The 13,985-nt window shown below is 58.7% G+C and carries 12 protein-coding genes; 3 read left to right on the plus strand and 9 right to left on the minus strand.

What is annotated here, in order from left to right; genetic code table 11:
• Positions 1 to 47 precede the first annotated feature (47 nt).
• Together VA597_RS02760 and VA597_RS02765 are read right to left on the minus strand one after the other, a co-directional pair.
• Positions 48 to 569, minus strand: coding sequence for a GNAT family N-acetyltransferase (locus VA597_RS02760; RefSeq protein WP_128741545.1), 522 nt, complete (start codon positions 567 to 569; stop codon positions 48 to 50).
• Positions 570 to 598: 29 nt separating this feature from the next.
• A complete protein-coding gene (locus tag VA597_RS02765; RefSeq protein WP_128741546.1) occupies positions 599 to 1,210 on the minus strand; it encodes a TetR/AcrR family transcriptional regulator in 612 nt (203 codons plus the stop codon).
• Positions 1,211 to 1,387: 177 nt separating this feature from the next.
• Here VA597_RS02765 and VA597_RS02770 point away from each other — a divergent pair, with 177 nt between their 5' ends.
• On the plus strand, positions 1,388 to 2,557 hold the full coding sequence (locus VA597_RS02770; RefSeq protein ID WP_326975082.1) for an aminotransferase class I/II-fold pyridoxal phosphate-dependent enzyme: 1,170 nt from the start codon (positions 1,388 to 1,390) through the stop codon (positions 2,555 to 2,557).
• 103 nt (positions 2,558 to 2,660) lie between these two features.
• Here VA597_RS02770 and VA597_RS02775 read toward each other — a convergent pair whose 3' ends face one another.
• From VA597_RS02775 to VA597_RS02795, 5 genes are all read right to left on the minus strand, one after another.
• Positions 2,661 to 3,935 carry an ABC transporter permease gene (locus tag VA597_RS02775; RefSeq protein ID WP_326975083.1) on the minus strand — a complete coding sequence of 425 codons (1,275 nt, stop codon included), beginning with the start codon at positions 3,933 to 3,935 and terminating at the stop codon, positions 2,661 to 2,663.
• 1 nt (position 3,936) lies between these two features.
• The gene (locus VA597_RS02780) at positions 3,937 to 4,647 is read right to left on the minus strand and encodes an ABC transporter ATP-binding protein (RefSeq protein WP_128741549.1); all 711 of its coding nucleotides are present in this window, start codon (positions 4,645 to 4,647) and stop codon (positions 3,937 to 3,939) included.
• A complete protein-coding gene (locus tag VA597_RS02785) occupies positions 4,644 to 5,951 on the minus strand; it encodes an efflux RND transporter periplasmic adaptor subunit (RefSeq protein ID WP_326975084.1) in 1,308 nt (435 codons plus the stop codon). The genes VA597_RS02780 and VA597_RS02785 overlap by 4 nt, the downstream gene beginning before the upstream one ends.
• Positions 5,952 to 5,955: 4 nt before the next feature.
• Positions 5,956 to 7,014: a hypothetical protein gene (locus VA597_RS02790; RefSeq protein WP_128741551.1), complete on the minus strand. Its 1,059-nt coding sequence runs from the start codon at positions 7,012 to 7,014 to the stop codon at positions 5,956 to 5,958.
• 735 nt (positions 7,015 to 7,749) lie between these two features.
• The gene (locus tag VA597_RS02795) at positions 7,750 to 10,074 is read right to left on the minus strand and encodes a SpoIIE family protein phosphatase (RefSeq protein ID WP_128741552.1); all 2,325 of its coding nucleotides are present in this window, start codon (positions 10,072 to 10,074) and stop codon (positions 7,750 to 7,752) included.
• A gap of 220 nt (positions 10,075 to 10,294) precedes the next feature.
• Between VA597_RS02795 and VA597_RS02800 the strand changes: the two genes are divergently transcribed.
• Both VA597_RS02800 and trpS read left to right on the plus strand, forming a co-directional pair.
• A complete protein-coding gene (locus tag VA597_RS02800) occupies positions 10,295 to 11,485 on the plus strand; it encodes an aminotransferase-like domain-containing protein (protein ID WP_128741553.1) in 1,191 nt (396 codons plus the stop codon).
• A gap of 30 nt (positions 11,486 to 11,515) precedes the next feature.
• Entirely contained in the window at positions 11,516 to 12,526 is a 1,011-nt protein-coding gene (gene trpS, locus VA597_RS02805) for a tryptophan--tRNA ligase (RefSeq protein WP_128741554.1), read from the plus strand.
• Positions 12,527 to 12,584: 58 nt separating this feature from the next.
• On the opposite strand, the gene VA597_RS02810 is transcribed toward trpS, so the two are convergent.
• Together VA597_RS02810 and alr are read right to left on the minus strand one after the other, a co-directional pair.
• Complete coding sequence (locus VA597_RS02810) at positions 12,585 to 12,761, minus strand: hypothetical protein (RefSeq protein WP_326975085.1); 177 nt, start codon at positions 12,759 to 12,761, stop codon at positions 12,585 to 12,587.
• A gap of 30 nt (positions 12,762 to 12,791) precedes the next feature.
• A complete protein-coding gene (gene alr / locus VA597_RS02815) occupies positions 12,792 to 13,982 on the minus strand; it encodes an alanine racemase (RefSeq protein WP_326975086.1) in 1,191 nt (396 codons plus the stop codon).
• Positions 13,983 to 13,985 lie beyond the last annotated feature (3 nt).

Consider the following 13,985-nt stretch of genomic DNA (forward strand, 5'->3'; position numbering starts at 1 on the left):
GCCGCGGGAAATGTCTCCGTTTGTTGCCTGATCCGCTCAATTGTACCCTATCCGGCCTGAACGTTCCGGATCCGGCCCATGACCAGCTCGTCCACATAGGTTCCGTCCCGGATGACCGACTTCCGTTTTGTGCCTTCCACTTCGAACCCCATCTTTTTGTAAAGATGGATGGCGCGCTCATTGTCCGCGTAAACGCCGAGTTCGACCCGCACCAGCATCAGCCAGTTGTCGGCCAGATCCAGCGCGGTTTTCATCAGCGCGGCGCCGACGCCCTGATTTTGATAGTCCCTGTGGACCATGATGTTCAGGGTGGCCGAGTGGCGCATCCGGGGGCTCGAGATGACATTCAGTCCGACTGTGCCGATCACTTTTTCCCTGCCGCTTTCCTCGGGAACGACGGCGGCAAACTGGTGGCTGTCCGGCCCAAGCCCGGCGATGAATCTCTCCGTCTCTTGGATCCGCCCGGAAGGCACCGCCAGCGTGTTGTAAAATACTTCCGGCATTCTGCGCATTTCGTTGAGGCTCTCGGCGTCTTCCTTCCGAATGGGCCTGATGATAAAATCCGGCATGAAAAATTCCTCCTGTCCCGCCTGCCGAATCAGGCTTTGATCAGATCGACCAGCCAATCCGCCTCCGGCATCGGCACCGAAGGGAAACAAACGGCGTTTTCCGCCGCGCTTTCCATTGCGGAGAAAAAGCAGAGCGCGAGGCTCCGGGGGTCGCCCGCCCGAATCTCGCCCGCCTTCTGCCCGGCTCTGACCGTCGGCACGAACCGGTCGGCAATATTCATCTCCCGGACCGTTTCCTTCATTTCCTCCGTCAGGTAATCGGCGGTAAGGGCCTGCCTTGCAAGAAGGAAAACTTTCGCCGTCGCGGGCGAGATCGCGAAATAGGAAAGCGCGGCCTCCGCGATCTCATGAAAAATCTGAATCGGGCTCAAAGGAAGAAGAAGGTATTCCTCCATCATCCGGATCCCGTCCAGAGCGGTTTTCAAGTGTTCCAAATAAAGCCGTTCCTTCGTGTCGTAGTAGTGGAACAGCAGCCCGGAACTGATGCCGAGCGCACGGGAGATCTCACGCGTGCTGGTTCCCTCGTAGCCGCGCCGGATAAACAGGTTCAGGCTGCAGTCGAGAATTTCCTTGCGGCGGTTTTCCTTCTGTCTTTGCCGAAGGCCCATGGGAAGGCCCTTCTTTCCTGATAATTTAAGCATATGCTTAGCAATTTTACCTCAGCATAACAGGCTCATCAAATTTTGTCAATCTTTGATATTTATGGTATCCATAATATTTTGAATAATTTATCAGATAAATTGCAGTATTCTCTTCCTATTTCATACTGCTTGTGCTACAATACCCGTTAAACAAGCTGAAAGACGGGAGTGTTCTTCTTGGAATTTTCCAAACGGATGCGTCACTTTGAAACGGGCGTTTTTTCCGCGCTGTCTGAGATGAAGCGGGAAAGGACCGCGAGGGGAGAATCGGTGATCGATTTCAGCATCGGTTCGCCGAACATTCCTCCGGCCCGGCATGTGGTCGACGCGCTGTCGCGGGGCGTTCAGGACCCGGGCAGCTATGAATACGCCATCACGGACGGCGAAGAGCTGCTGGATGCCGTCTGCACATGGTACCGGCGCCGATACGGAGTCGAACTGGAGCATTCGGAGATCACTTCGCTGTTGGGCTCGCAGGACGGGTTGGCGCACCTTTCGCTCGCCATTGCCGACCCGGGCGACCTCGTTCTGGTGCCGGACCCCGGCTACCCGATCTTCGGGGACGGGCCGCTGCTGGCCGGGGCGGAGCTGTACCGGATGCCGCAGAAGGAGGAAAACGGCTGGATCGTCGACCTGAACGCCGTGCCGGAGGAGGCCGCCAAACGCGCAAAGCTGATGGTGGTTTCCTATCCCAACAATCCCGTAACCAGCATCGCGCCGCCGTCCTTTTATCGGGAACTGGTGGATTTCGCGAAAACCTACGATATCATCGTGCTTCACGACAACGCTTACAGCGAACTGGTTTTCGACGGCGCCCGATGCGGCAGTTTCCTTGAGACCCCCGGCGCGAAAGAAGTCGGAATCGAGTTTAATTCGCTTTCCAAAACCTACGGCCTGGCGGGCGCGCGAATCGGTTTTGCCGTCGGGAACCGGAGTGTGATTTCCAAGCTGAAGGCGCTCAAATCCAATCTGGATTACGGCATGTTCCTGCCGGTTCAGAAAGCCGCCGTTGCGGCGCTGACCGGCCCTCAGGACTGCGTGGAACGGACAAGGGCCGCCTATGAGCGCCGCAGGGACGTGCTGGTGGAGGGCCTGAACGCCGCCGGATGGGAAATCCCGAAGCCGAGGGCGACGATGTTTGTCTGGGCGAAGATTCCGGCGCCGTATTCGGACAGCGCCGCGTTCGTCGGCGACCTTTTTCAGAAGACCGGCGTGCTGGTGACGCCCGGCTCGGCGTTCGGGCCTTCCGGGGAAGGGCACGTCCGCATGGCTCTGGTCCGAAGCGAAGAGGAAATGGGGCGGGCGGTCAGAGCGATCGAACGGAGCGGAATTCTGAAGCAGGGATGATCCTGCTCAGAGAGAACGGCCGAAAGAAACGCAGGACGCCTCCCGAAAACGGGAGGCGTCCTGCGTTAAGGTTGTGAAGCCGGATGTGGGGAAAGGTGATGCCCTATTCGTAGCGCAGAGCCTCGATCGGGTCGAGCTGACTGGCTTTCTTTGCCGGATAATACCCGAAGAAAACGCCGATCAGCATGGAGAACCCGACGCTGATGAAAATGATCGGGATGGAAATCACCAGCTTCATTTTCAGCAGCGCGACCCCGACCGCTGCCAGTCCGATTCCCGTAATGATACCGATGATTCCCCCGATGACGCAGATGATGACCGATTCGGTGATGAACTGCATCCGGATGTAGCTGCTGCGCGCGCCGAGCGCCTTGCGCGTCCCGATTTCCCTTGTGCGTTCGGTTACGGAGACAAGCATGATGTTCATGACGCCGATGCCGCCGACGACCAGCGCGATCGCCGCGATCGCCGCAATGGCGATGGAGATGGTGTTCATCATGGAGGTGACGGAGGAAAGCATGTTCTCCATATTGTAGGCCGTGCAGGTGTACTTGGAATTGTTGGCGTACAGATGCTGCATGTAAGTCTTGATCCGGTCCGTAAACGCGTGGGTGTCGTTGACGTTTTTCAGCTTGATCTCAAAATCGGAGTAGTTCTGGTTTTCCGACGTCTCCTTGGCCACGGTCACGGGGATATACATCGTTGTGCGGATGTCCTTATCGGCGACGCCCATGCCGCCCATGCCCTGCTGGACGTATTTGTAAACGCCCACGATCGTGTAGGAGTCCACGCCGTTGTCCGTATCGACGTTGATTTTCTTTCCAAGCGGGTCGGTGCCGCTTCCGAACATGTTGGAGGCCAGCTTGTCGGAAACCACCGCGACCCTGCGGCTTCCGTCGATGTCGCGGTCCTGCAGGAATCTCCCCTTCTGGACGTCGACGTTCTCGACCGTGCCGAATCCGGGATTGACGCCATAGACGGTGACGTTTGCGTACTGATGGCCGTCCTGCACCTTTCCGGCGCCGACGCCGGTGTCGTACACCGCGATCTCGCTGATTTCATTGGAGAATTTCTTCTGAACCTGGTTGATCTGGTCCATGGTCAGAAGATCGCTGTCGTCGATTTTGTCCGACGAGCCGGAGCCGCTCATCTGGCCGTAGATGCTGTCGTTGTCGTTCGGCGCGACATAGACGTAGATATTGTTCGCGCCCAGGCCCGCCATGGTGTCGGAAACATTGTTGGTCACGGCGTCGCCGATGGAGACGATCGCAATGACGGAGCCGATGCCGATGATGATGCCGAGCATCGTCAGGAAAGCGCGCATTTTATTCGATTTCAGTCCCGCGATCGCGAGGACGATGTTTTCTTTCAGAAACATGTTATCCCGCCGCCTTTCCGGAACCGGGCCTGTCGTCCACGATCATGCCGTCGTGCAGCGTCACGACCCGGTTGGTCTCTTCCGCCAGCTCCGGGTTATGCGTAATCAGGACGATCGTTTTTCCGTCCTTGTCATGCACTTTGTGGAACAGGTCCATCACCAGACGCCCGGTCGTGGAGTCCAGCGCGCCCGTCGGTTCGTCCGCGAGCAGGATGGCCGGGTCGTTCGCCAGCGCGCGGGCAATGGCGACTCTCTGCTTCTGCCCGCCGGAAAGCTCGTTCGGCTGATGGTCCATGCGGTCCCCCATGCCGACCAGCGCCAGAAGCTCCTTGGCCCGATCGATGCGCTTTCTGCGCTCCAGGCCCGCGTAAAGCATCGGCAGCTCCACGTTTTTCAGCGCGTTGTTGCGCGGGATCAGGTTAAAGGTCTGAAAGACAAACCCGATCTTTTTGTTGCGCACGTCGGAAAGCTGGTTGTCGCTCATCTGCCGGATGGGGATGCCGTCCAGAACATATTCGCCGGAGGTCGGGCGGTCCAGCACACCGATCATGTTCATCAGAGTGCTTTTGCCGGAACCGGAGGCGCCGACGATGGAGACGAAATCCCCTTCTTCCACTTCCAGCGAAATATTCTTGAGGATGTGCAGCTCGTTCGGCGTTCCGATATAGTAGTTTTTCACAATGGAATCCATCCGGATGATTGTACGGCTCATTCCTTGGCCTCCCCGGCCAGCTGAACCGTGTCCCCGGAACTGATGCCGTCCGGGTTGCCGATGACCAGCAGCCCGTCTTTCAGCCCGGAGCCGGAAATCTCGATGGAAACATCGGTCTCAAGGCCCGTTGTGACGGGAACCTCTTTCGCCTTGTAAAGCGTTCCGGCCTTCTCCGCCACCATAATGACGCTGCCGCCGCCCTTTTGCAGCAGTGTATCATAGGGAACGACGAAAATATCTCTCCTCTCCTGAACAACGATGTCCATGCGGGCCTTCATGCCGATGCGCAGGGAAGAATTCTTGTCGTTGATCTTTACCTTCGCGGCGTAGGTGACGTTCCCGGTCCCTTCCGTCGAAGAGGTGGCCGCCGGTGCGATGGAGGCGACGGTCCCCTTGATCTTCGCGTCGCCCGTGGCGTCGGTCTGGACCGTCACGGGATTTCCCGCTTTCACCGAGGGCGCGTCCATCTCTTTGATCTCCATGTCGACAATCAGATTATCCGTATTCGCGATGGTGAACATCACTCCAGTCGGAACGGCGCCCACCGCCGCGCTTTTTGCGGTGACGGTGCCGTCCGCCGGGGCGGTGATGACGGAATCCTCAAGGTTCTTTTTCAGTTTTTCGAGGCCTATGTCGGCGCTTTTGTCGTCCGCTTTGCTGACCGCGCTGTCGTAGGAGTCCTTCGCGTTTTTCAGATTCTGATCCGCCTGGTTCTGCGCGAGCGTCAGGGATTTCTGCGCCTTTTCGTAATCGCTCTGCGCCTGGTTCAGCTCCGACTTGGACGCCTGCCCGTTTTCATACAGCAGCTTCTTGTAATTGTATGTGTCCCCGGCGGTTTTCAGCGCGGCCTCGGCCGCGACCACATCGCTGTTCAGCCCGTTGTTGTTCAGGTAGAGGGCGTTGTCGTACGCCCTCTTGGCCTGGGCCAGGGCCACCGCCGCGCTTTTGTCGGAATCCGCCGCGGTGTACTGCTGCTGCTCGATATCCTGCTCCAGCGTGGCTGTGTCCAGCACCGCCAGCACATCGCCCTTTTTCACCTTGTCGCCGACATCCGCGCTGATGGTCTTGACCGGATATGTCAGGGTCGTGTAAACATTGCTGGAATCGTCGCTGTGGACCGTGCCGGACACGGCGACCGTGTCCTGGAGGGTTGTTTTTTCGAGCTTTGTGGTTGTGATATTGGTATGTATGTCCTTCGTCTTGGCGCGCAGGGAAAAGGAATATGCCCCGAAAGCCAGGACCAGCACCGCGACCGCCAGGATCACAGCTACTTTTTTAGTAAATTTAAACTTTTTCCGCTTCATTGGTTCAGCTCCCTGTCGAGAATCCTTTTTTCATGTTGGTATAGCTCAGGTAAGAGGTATACAGGGTATTCCGGTCGGTGGCCAGCGTGCTCTGCAAGGTGTTCAGATCGCTGGTCTTTGCGTTGACCGACTGCTGGCTGGAGTAGCCGGCCGCAAACGCTTTCTTTTCCGTATCCAGCGCCTGCTGCGCCCGCTGCACCTTGTCAAGGTCCTGCTGATAAACCGTGTAGGCGCTGTTGAGCGAATCGTACAGCTTTTTAAACGCCGCCTTCTCGGATTCCTTGGTCTGCTCCGCCGCGATTTTGGCGTTTTCCACGTCGTGTTCGCTCATTCCGGTACTGGAGTATCCATATTTCCGATCTAAAGCATCATAATTTAGATTCGCCTGTCTGATTTTGGAGTTGAGCCCCATCATGACAATCAGATCCGCGTCGTAATTGATATTCGGGATGCCGCTGAGATCGAGGCTGTCATTTGCGACCGGCTTGACGGTCATATTGACGTCGTCCGGCAGGTTCAGAAGCGTGCGCAGGGCCGTCCGGTCCCGGTCGATCTGGCGGTCTAGCTGAACGAGGGTGTTCTGGGTCTGAAGATACGTGTCCTTCAGGCCGTCGCATTCGTTCTGGGCCACAAATCCGGCCGAAAGGGAGGAGAGCGCCACATTGTACGCCTTTTCCGCGTTGACCGCGGCCGTCTGCGCCGAAGAGTACTGGTCGTAATCCGCGCAGTAGGCGAGATAGCTGTTCTGCGCGCTCAGCACCGCGTTGCTGACGTTCTCGCTGTACTGGGACAGGGCGATGTCGTACTGATCGTCTAAATACTCCTCGTCTCCGCCGTCATCCTCCTGCTCTTCCTTGTTGTCTTTTGCAGCCTTCAGGCTATTTTTGTAAGTTTGCAGATCCAGATTGTAGGTCGTCATGATGTCCTCGATGCTGTCGAGCGAGACCACCACCGCCTGCTTCTGGCCGGAATCCTGCGCCGTGTCTTCCGCGGCGTAGGCGGGAACCGAAATGCCCGCCGACAAGAGGAGCGTCAGCAGAAGGGCTATTTCTTTTTTCATCATTTTACTCCTTTCCGATCGTGCCGAATTTCTATCTTACAATAAGGTTAATCATATAAACTAAATATACCTCTTATTTTTTGTGTGTCAATCAGAAACAGCCCATTGAAAAAATGAATTTACAATTTATTAACAGGTTGGTCAAAAATAAAAAGCAACCATTCTTGTATTAATACCTTAATACAAGAATACGCTGATTTGAACCTTTGTCAACGGGTTTCGGAAATTTTCCTGATTTTGATGAGAATCGCATGAATTTCATTTTGCATAGCAAGAACAAGTTGGTGATCTTTCATAGCCCGGTTTTTCCATTCCCGGAGAACTGTTTCCCCGGTCGGATCAAAAAACCGCCCGGGGCGAAACGGGGAGAGGATGGTGGCGACTCCCGCTCCGCCCCGGCGGCCGCAAGGCACAAAAAAACGCCGTACACGGATTCTTCATCCATATACAACGCTGTCGAACGCACGCGGACCGCACTTTTCCCCCTGTACAAAACGACAAAGCAGAGGTATAATGGGATACGCAGCGTGCTGATGATTCAGTTGCGTATGGAGGGTGTTTCTCCGTGCGCAGGAGGCGGGTGGTGGTGCACCTTCCCCTGCGCTGCACTTATTGTGCCTTACAGCCAAATTATACCTCTTTTCGCCGTGAAGTCAAGGAAAAATCCCGATTTATATTTTGCGCGGAAAAGGGGGGCCGGGCGCGTTCGCGCCCGGCCCCCTTTTTCCCTGCGTGCGGTCATGCCGATTTTGCCAGCATCTGGACCAGCACCGTGATGTCGTCGTCGTGCCCGTCGGAACGGTTTGAAATCGCCTTTGAAACGATCGTTTCCGCCAGCTCCTGCGGCAGGCGGCCGTTCCACTGTTCCGTTTCCCGGCAGATCCACTCCGTCCCGGAGGAAAGGGCGCCGTCGGTCATCAGAATGAGAAGGTCGCCTTCAGACAGGGTCTCGGCGGATTTTGCAAACCGGGTTTCGTTCAGGATCCCGACCGGCAGGCTTGGGGTGTCGATCACCACCGCGTGCCCGTTCTGCCGCAGGATCGCGGACGGCGCCCCGGCCTTGAACAGGTCGACGCTCCCGCTGAACAGGTCGACCGCGGCGATGTCCATGGTGGCGAGGGATTCGTCGCCGGACTTAACCAGAAGCGCCGAGTTCACGATCTTCAGCGCCGCGTCGAACCCGATTCCCGCCTTGATCAGGCGCGTCATGATGCCGCAGGCCATCGCGCCGTCCACGGCCGCCCGGCCGCCCGTCCCCATCCCGTCGCTCAGGATGGCGATCTGGCGGCCGTTGCCGTCGGAAAATGTTTCAAAGCTGTCGCCGCAGAGTTTTCCGTTTCCGCAGACGTGCTGGGCGCAGCCGGACTTGACGCGGTAGGAGGGGAGCTCCGACATCTGGATCCGGCACTTTCCGCCCGCGGAGGTCACGCACGGCGGCTGGAACGTGCGGGTGCAGGTGCGGGAAATTTCCGCGGTCAGCTCGGCCTTGTTCAGGCGCGCGCCGTCCACCGGCCCCGAGACGATCTCGACGGACATGCGCCCGAACCGGTCCGTCCGGCAGCTCACGTCGAACGGCTGGATCCCGGCGAGGCGGAGCGTCTCCTCCACCTTTTGCGCCGCCGTGTAGTCAAATTTGTCGTAAAGCTCAAGCTCCGAAGCCATTTCCTCCAGCATGCTGCTGGTCGTCTCGAACTGGACCGCGACCACGTCGCGGACCTGCTGGGCCCGCGCCTCCGCCGCCGCCCGGACCACGAATTCGCCGTAATTGCGGTTTACGGCATCCGTCATCAGATTCAGGCGGCTGCAGTGGGAGGCGAACGGCGCGGCGAAATCTTCCCGCTGGATCTGTCTCTTCTCCCTGAGCTTGTCCGTCAGATCGTTAAAAGCGTTCATGCTGTCGGTGAAATTCCGGTCCCAGCAGTAGGCGTTCAGGCCGCAGGTCCGACATACCTCGTCCACGGCCCTGTGGTAAACGCTGCTGACATCGGGAGAACAGGCGACCTGCAGCTTTTTGGAGACTTCCTCGACGGATTCCGAAACGCTTCCGAGGGCTTTCGCCGCGAAATCCAGCTTCATGATCACCGACCGGCGAAGGCCCTCCGTCCGGGGCGTGTCGTCGCTGCGCGAAAAGATTCCCACCAGGCCGCTGCCGGTTTTCGCGGGCAGCAGCATGTAGATCACCGTCGCAGCCATCACCTCGTAAAGCCCGTTCACGACGGCGGACTGGTTCCCGACCTGAAGCGAGGCGACCGTGTTCGCCGCCACAAACGCGCAGGCGGAGGCGAGGCGCCCCACGGGGGAGAACAGCCCCGCCATCAGGCCCCCCAGCGCGTAGGCGCCGGAAAGGTAGTTCAGGCCCGTGGTGGAGAGGCTGAACGCGATTCCAGCCGCCACTCCGGCGACGCTGCCGCCGCTGATCCCGCCGTACCTTGCCGCGAACAGAATCGCCAGTACGGCAAGGACCCGGCCCGCGGAAATCCCGCCGACGGTCAGCCCGGACAGGGAAAGGATGAGAAGCCCTGCCGAGAACGCGGCGCACGTGATTTCCTGAGAGCTCCACTCACCGGGGCTGCGGCCGGATTCCCAGGCGGCAACCGACCGGCTGAGGAAATAGGCCGCGGCCCCGGCCAGCATGGCCTCCGCCACATACATGGCGGCCGTCGCCGCGCCGGAACCGTTGACCAGCGCGACGGACATGCCGGTCGCCAGCACCGGCAAGGACGAGACCACGGGCGCGAACGCGGGATGCGAACGGAGCCGCACAAGGTCGTTCAGCGTCCACCGGATTGCCGCGGCGGCCAGCAGCGCGGCCAGATAGTGCACGGGAACCGTGACCGCGGAAGGGAGCAGATACCCTGCGGCGCTGCCGAGGATCACGCTCCACAGGACCGAATAGGGCATCGCCGCCGCCGCCGCGACGCCGAAGGGCGCGTACTGCCCGAAAACGGTCCCCCGTGCGAGAAGCAGTCCCGCCGTGAAGGCCGCGAGGTGCCGCGCGGCCGTCCTGGCCGGAGCCGCCGCCGCCGTGGAGAGACGGACCCGGCGAATGTTTTCTTTTGCCATGGTATGATCACCGCCATCGTTTATTGGAACAACTTGTCCCTAAATTGACCTGAGTCTATTATACGATTTGTATTTAGATCATCTTGTCATAACATGATGTAGAATAATGGCGAAATGGATCATAACAGAACAAATTTTCATTTATTGGGATTTTTATGGCAACCAAATGGAAACTGTGATAAAATAGGGAATAAAATAACTCAGGGAAAGGTCGATCATCATGGAATACCAATTTTCCAGGCGCGTGCTGGAACTCAGGCCGTCGGCAATCCGGGAAATTTTCAAATATGCGTCGGACCCGCGGGTCATTTCGCTCTCCGCGGGGAATCCCGCGCCGGAGGCGTTTCCGACCCGGGAAATTTCGGAGATTTCCGCGGAGCTTCTGGCCCAACGCCCGATCGACGCCCTCCAGTACGGGACGACGGAAGGCTACACGCCGCTGCGGGATCATCTGAGGAAGTATCTGAAGGAAAAGCTGGGAATCGGCGCGGAGGGCGACGACCTGATCATCACGAGCGGCGCGCAGCAGATCATGGACCTGTTCACGAAGTCCATTGTGGACGAAGGGGACACCGTCCTGTGCGAGGCTCCGAGCTTTATCGGCGCGCTGAACACCTACCGCTCCTACCGCGCGGTGCTGCGCGGCGTGCCGATGGAGCCGGACGGCATGAGCCTCAATGGGCTGGAACAGGCATTAAAGGAAGAAAAGCGGGTAAAATTCATTTACACCATTCCGAATTTTCAGAACCCGACCGGCGCGACCATGAGCCTTGAAAAGCGCCATGGGATTTATGAGCTGGCCAAAAAATACGGCGTGATGATCCTGGAAGACAACCCTTACGGCGACCTGCGCTTTTCGGGAGAGGACGTTCCCGCCATCAAATCCTTCGACACGGAGGGCATCGTCCTTTACGCGGGGACCTTCTCCAAGGTCGTGGCTCCGGGCATCCGCGTCGGGTACGCCGTCGGGCCGAAGCCGATCCTTCAAAAGATGATCGTCTGCAAGCAGGGGGAGGACGTCCACACCAACAACTGGGCGCAGATCCTCTGCCATGAGCTGATGACGAAATACGATTTCGACGCGCACCTGCTGCGTCTGAAAGAGGTTTACCGCAAGAAATCGAAGGTTGCCGTCGACGCGATGAACCGCTGGCTCCTTCCGAAAATCACCTATCTGCCGATCGAGGGCGGCCTGTTTTTCTGGTGCACCCTTCCGGAAGGGACCGATATGCTGGAGTTTGTCAAACGCGCGATCGAGCACAAGGTGTGCGTCGTCCCCGGCAATTCCTTCCTGACGGACGAATCGCAGCCGTGCCGGTCGTTCCGCATCAATTACACCACGCCGACCGACGAGAACCTCGTGCGCGGCATTCAGCTTTTGGGGGAAGTCGCAGACGACATGATCCGCTGAAAGCATCAATCTATGGAGGCGTCAGTTTACATGGAACCGGAAAAGACCGAAACCGCAAAAAAAATAATCTTCAGCGCGATCCAGCCGAGCGGCACCATCACGCTCGGCAATTACCTCGGCGCGCTGAAAAACTGGATTGAGCTGCAGGACGAATACGACTGCATTTACGCGCTGGCCGACCTGCACACCATCACGGTGCGGCAGGAGCCGGCCAAATTCCGCCGCAACACGCTGGAGGCCTACGCGCTGCTGCTCGCCTGCGGCATCGACCCGCAGAAAAGCCCGTTTTTTATTCAGAGCCAAGTGCCGGAGCATGCGCAGCTTGCGTGGGTCCTGAACTGCTACACCCAGTTCGGCGAGCTGCAGCGCATGACGCAGTTCAAGGATAAATCGCAGAAACACCCGGACAACGTCAATGCCGGCCTGTTCACTTATCCGAGCCTGATGGCCGCCGATATCCTCCTCTACCAGGCGGACCTGGTCCCGGTCGGAGTCGACCAGAAACAGCACATCGAGCTGACCCGCAATATTGCGGAACGCTTCAACGGCCTGTACGGCCAGACGTTCAAGCTGCCGGACGGGTATATTCCGGAAACGGGCGCGAAGATCATGTCCCTTCAGGACCCGACCCGCAAAATGAGCAAATCCGATGAAAACGTCAACGCCTCCATCGCGGTTCTCGACAGGCCTGAGGATATCGTGCGCAAGTTCAAGCGCGCCGTGACCGACAGCGAGGCCTGCGTGCGCCGCGCGCCCGGAAAAGACGGAGTCAACAACCTGATGGGCATTTACTCCTGCGTGACGGGGAAGAACGACGGGCAGATCGAGGCGGAATTTGCCGGCAGGGGCTACGGCGACTTTAAAACGGCGGTCGGCGAAGCGGTCGTGGAGCATTTGAGGCCCATTCGCGAGAAATTCGACGAATACATCAAGAACAGGGATTACCTGGAACAATGTTATTCCGAAGGAGCGCGGAAAGCGGAGGCGATCGCCCGCAGAACCCTGCGCAAGGCGATGAAAAAAGTCGGCTTCCTTCAGTAGAAGCCGGATCATCCGAAATCAGGAATCCCCCCGTCCGGCGTCCGGACGGGGGGATTCCTCAATATTTGTTTTGTTTTAGGCTCCTGACGTAGAAGAACTGAAGGATCAGGGAGGCGGTGAGCAGCTCGGCACACTCCCTGGCGCCTGTTCCCGTGACGGCGTTGTGAATCGCCGCGGCGACCGCGGCCGCCGAAAATGCCCACGCCAAAACCATCAATGCTCTGTTTCGCTGCATGAAATCCCTCCCATTCCGGCGGAGCGGCCGTTATCGCCTGAGGTAATCGAGGTTTCCCACCGTTTCGCCGTTCTGCCGGTAAACGCGAGGCACCCGTTTGGACACGCCGCACACCAGCTCATAGTTGATCGTTCCAACCTGCGCGGCCAGCTCGTCCACGGGGAGAGCGACTTCGCCGTCGCGGCCGAAGACGGTGACTTCATCCCCGGCCCGCACGCCCGGAATGTTCGTCACATCCAGCATCAGCTGGTCCATGCAGACCCGGCCGATGATCTTCGCCCGCCGCCCGCTCACCAGCATCTCCGCCGACTGAGACAGGACCCTGGGGTATCCGTCCGCGTATCCGACCGGCACCGTTGCAACTTTCGTTTCTTCACTTGAGGTAAACTTCCTCCCGTAGCTGACCGAGGTTTGCGCGGGGATCGTCTTGACCAGGGAGACAACGCTCTTCAGCTGCATTGCGGGAATCAGCGGCACGGGATTCCGGATGCGGTCCGACGGCATCAGCCCGTACAGGATCACGCCGGGGCGAACCATGTCGAGCTGCATTTCCGGGTAGTCGAGGATCGCGGCGGAATTCGCGCAGTGGCGGATGCGGAACCGAATCCCGCGCTGCTCCAGCCGGCCGATCCCGTCGAGAAAATTGCGGTACTGCATCTGCGTGTAGACGCGTCCGTCTTCCCCTTCGTCGGCGACCGCAAAGTGGGTGAAAATCCCTTCGGGATCAATTCCGGGAAATTTGCACGCGCGCTCGACTTCGTTCAGAGCTCCGGCATCGCGCTCCGGCTGCTGGTACAGAAAGCCGATCCGGCTCATGCCGGTGTCGAGCGAAACGTGCACTTTCACGGTCACGCCGGCTTTTACGGCCTGTCCGCTCAGCGCGGCCGCGTACTCGCCGCCGACCAGCGCCTGGGAAATATTCAGCCGCGCAAGCTCCGCCGCCGCTTCGGGCGGCGTATAGCCGAGGATCAGCACCGGCAGTTTCGCGCCCGCCCTGCGGAGCTGCCGCGCTTCCTCCAGATTGGAGACCGCGAACCAGTCCGCACCCAGCCTCCCGTACACTTCTGCGAGCCGCTCGGCCCCATGGCCATAAGCGTCCGCCTTGACCACGCAGCAGATTTTTGTTTTACTGCACAGCCTTTTCCGGATTTCGCTGTAATTATGTTCGACGGCATCCAGGCTGATTTCCGCCCAGGTCCGTTTCAGAATATCATCCGTCATAGC

The sequence above is a fragment of the Caproicibacter sp. BJN0012 genome (assembly GCF_035986805.1).
Classification (GTDB): Bacteria; Bacillota; Clostridia; order Oscillospirales; family Acutalibacteraceae; genus Caproicibacter.

Bases quoted from the DNA above. Each gene is read 5' to 3' on its own strand.
- VA597_RS02760 (WP_128741545.1), bottom strand. From the start codon at position 569: ATGCCGGATTTTATCATCAGGCCCATTCGGAAGGAAGACGCCGAGAGC.
- VA597_RS02765 (WP_128741546.1), bottom strand. From the start codon at position 1,210: ATGCTTAAATTATCAGGAAAGAAGGGCCTTCCCATGGGCCTTCGGCAA.
- VA597_RS02775 (WP_326975083.1), bottom strand. From the start codon at position 3,935: ATGTTTCTGAAAGAAAACATCGTCCTCGCGATCGCGGGACTGAAATCG.
- VA597_RS02780 (WP_128741549.1), bottom strand. From the start codon at position 4,647: ATGAGCCGTACAATCATCCGGATGGATTCCATTGTGAAAAACTACTAT.
- VA597_RS02785 (WP_326975084.1), bottom strand. From the start codon at position 5,951: ATGAAGCGGAAAAAGTTTAAATTTACTAAAAAAGTAGCTGTGATCCTG.
- VA597_RS02790 (WP_128741551.1), bottom strand. From the start codon at position 7,014: ATGATGAAAAAAGAAATAGCCCTTCTGCTGACGCTCCTCTTGTCGGCG.
- VA597_RS02795 (WP_128741552.1), bottom strand. From the start codon at position 10,074: ATGGCAAAAGAAAACATTCGCCGGGTCCGTCTCTCCACGGCGGCGGCG.
- VA597_RS02800 (WP_128741553.1), top strand. From the start codon at position 10,295: ATGGAATACCAATTTTCCAGGCGCGTGCTGGAACTCAGGCCGTCGGCA.
- trpS (WP_128741554.1), top strand. From the start codon at position 11,516: ATGGAACCGGAAAAGACCGAAACCGCAAAAAAAATAATCTTCAGCGCG.
- VA597_RS02810 (WP_326975085.1), bottom strand. From the start codon at position 12,761: ATGCAGCGAAACAGAGCATTGATGGTTTTGGCGTGGGCATTTTCGGCG.
- alr (WP_326975086.1), bottom strand. From the start codon at position 13,982: ATGACGGATGATATTCTGAAACGGACCTGGGCGGAAATCAGCCTGGAT.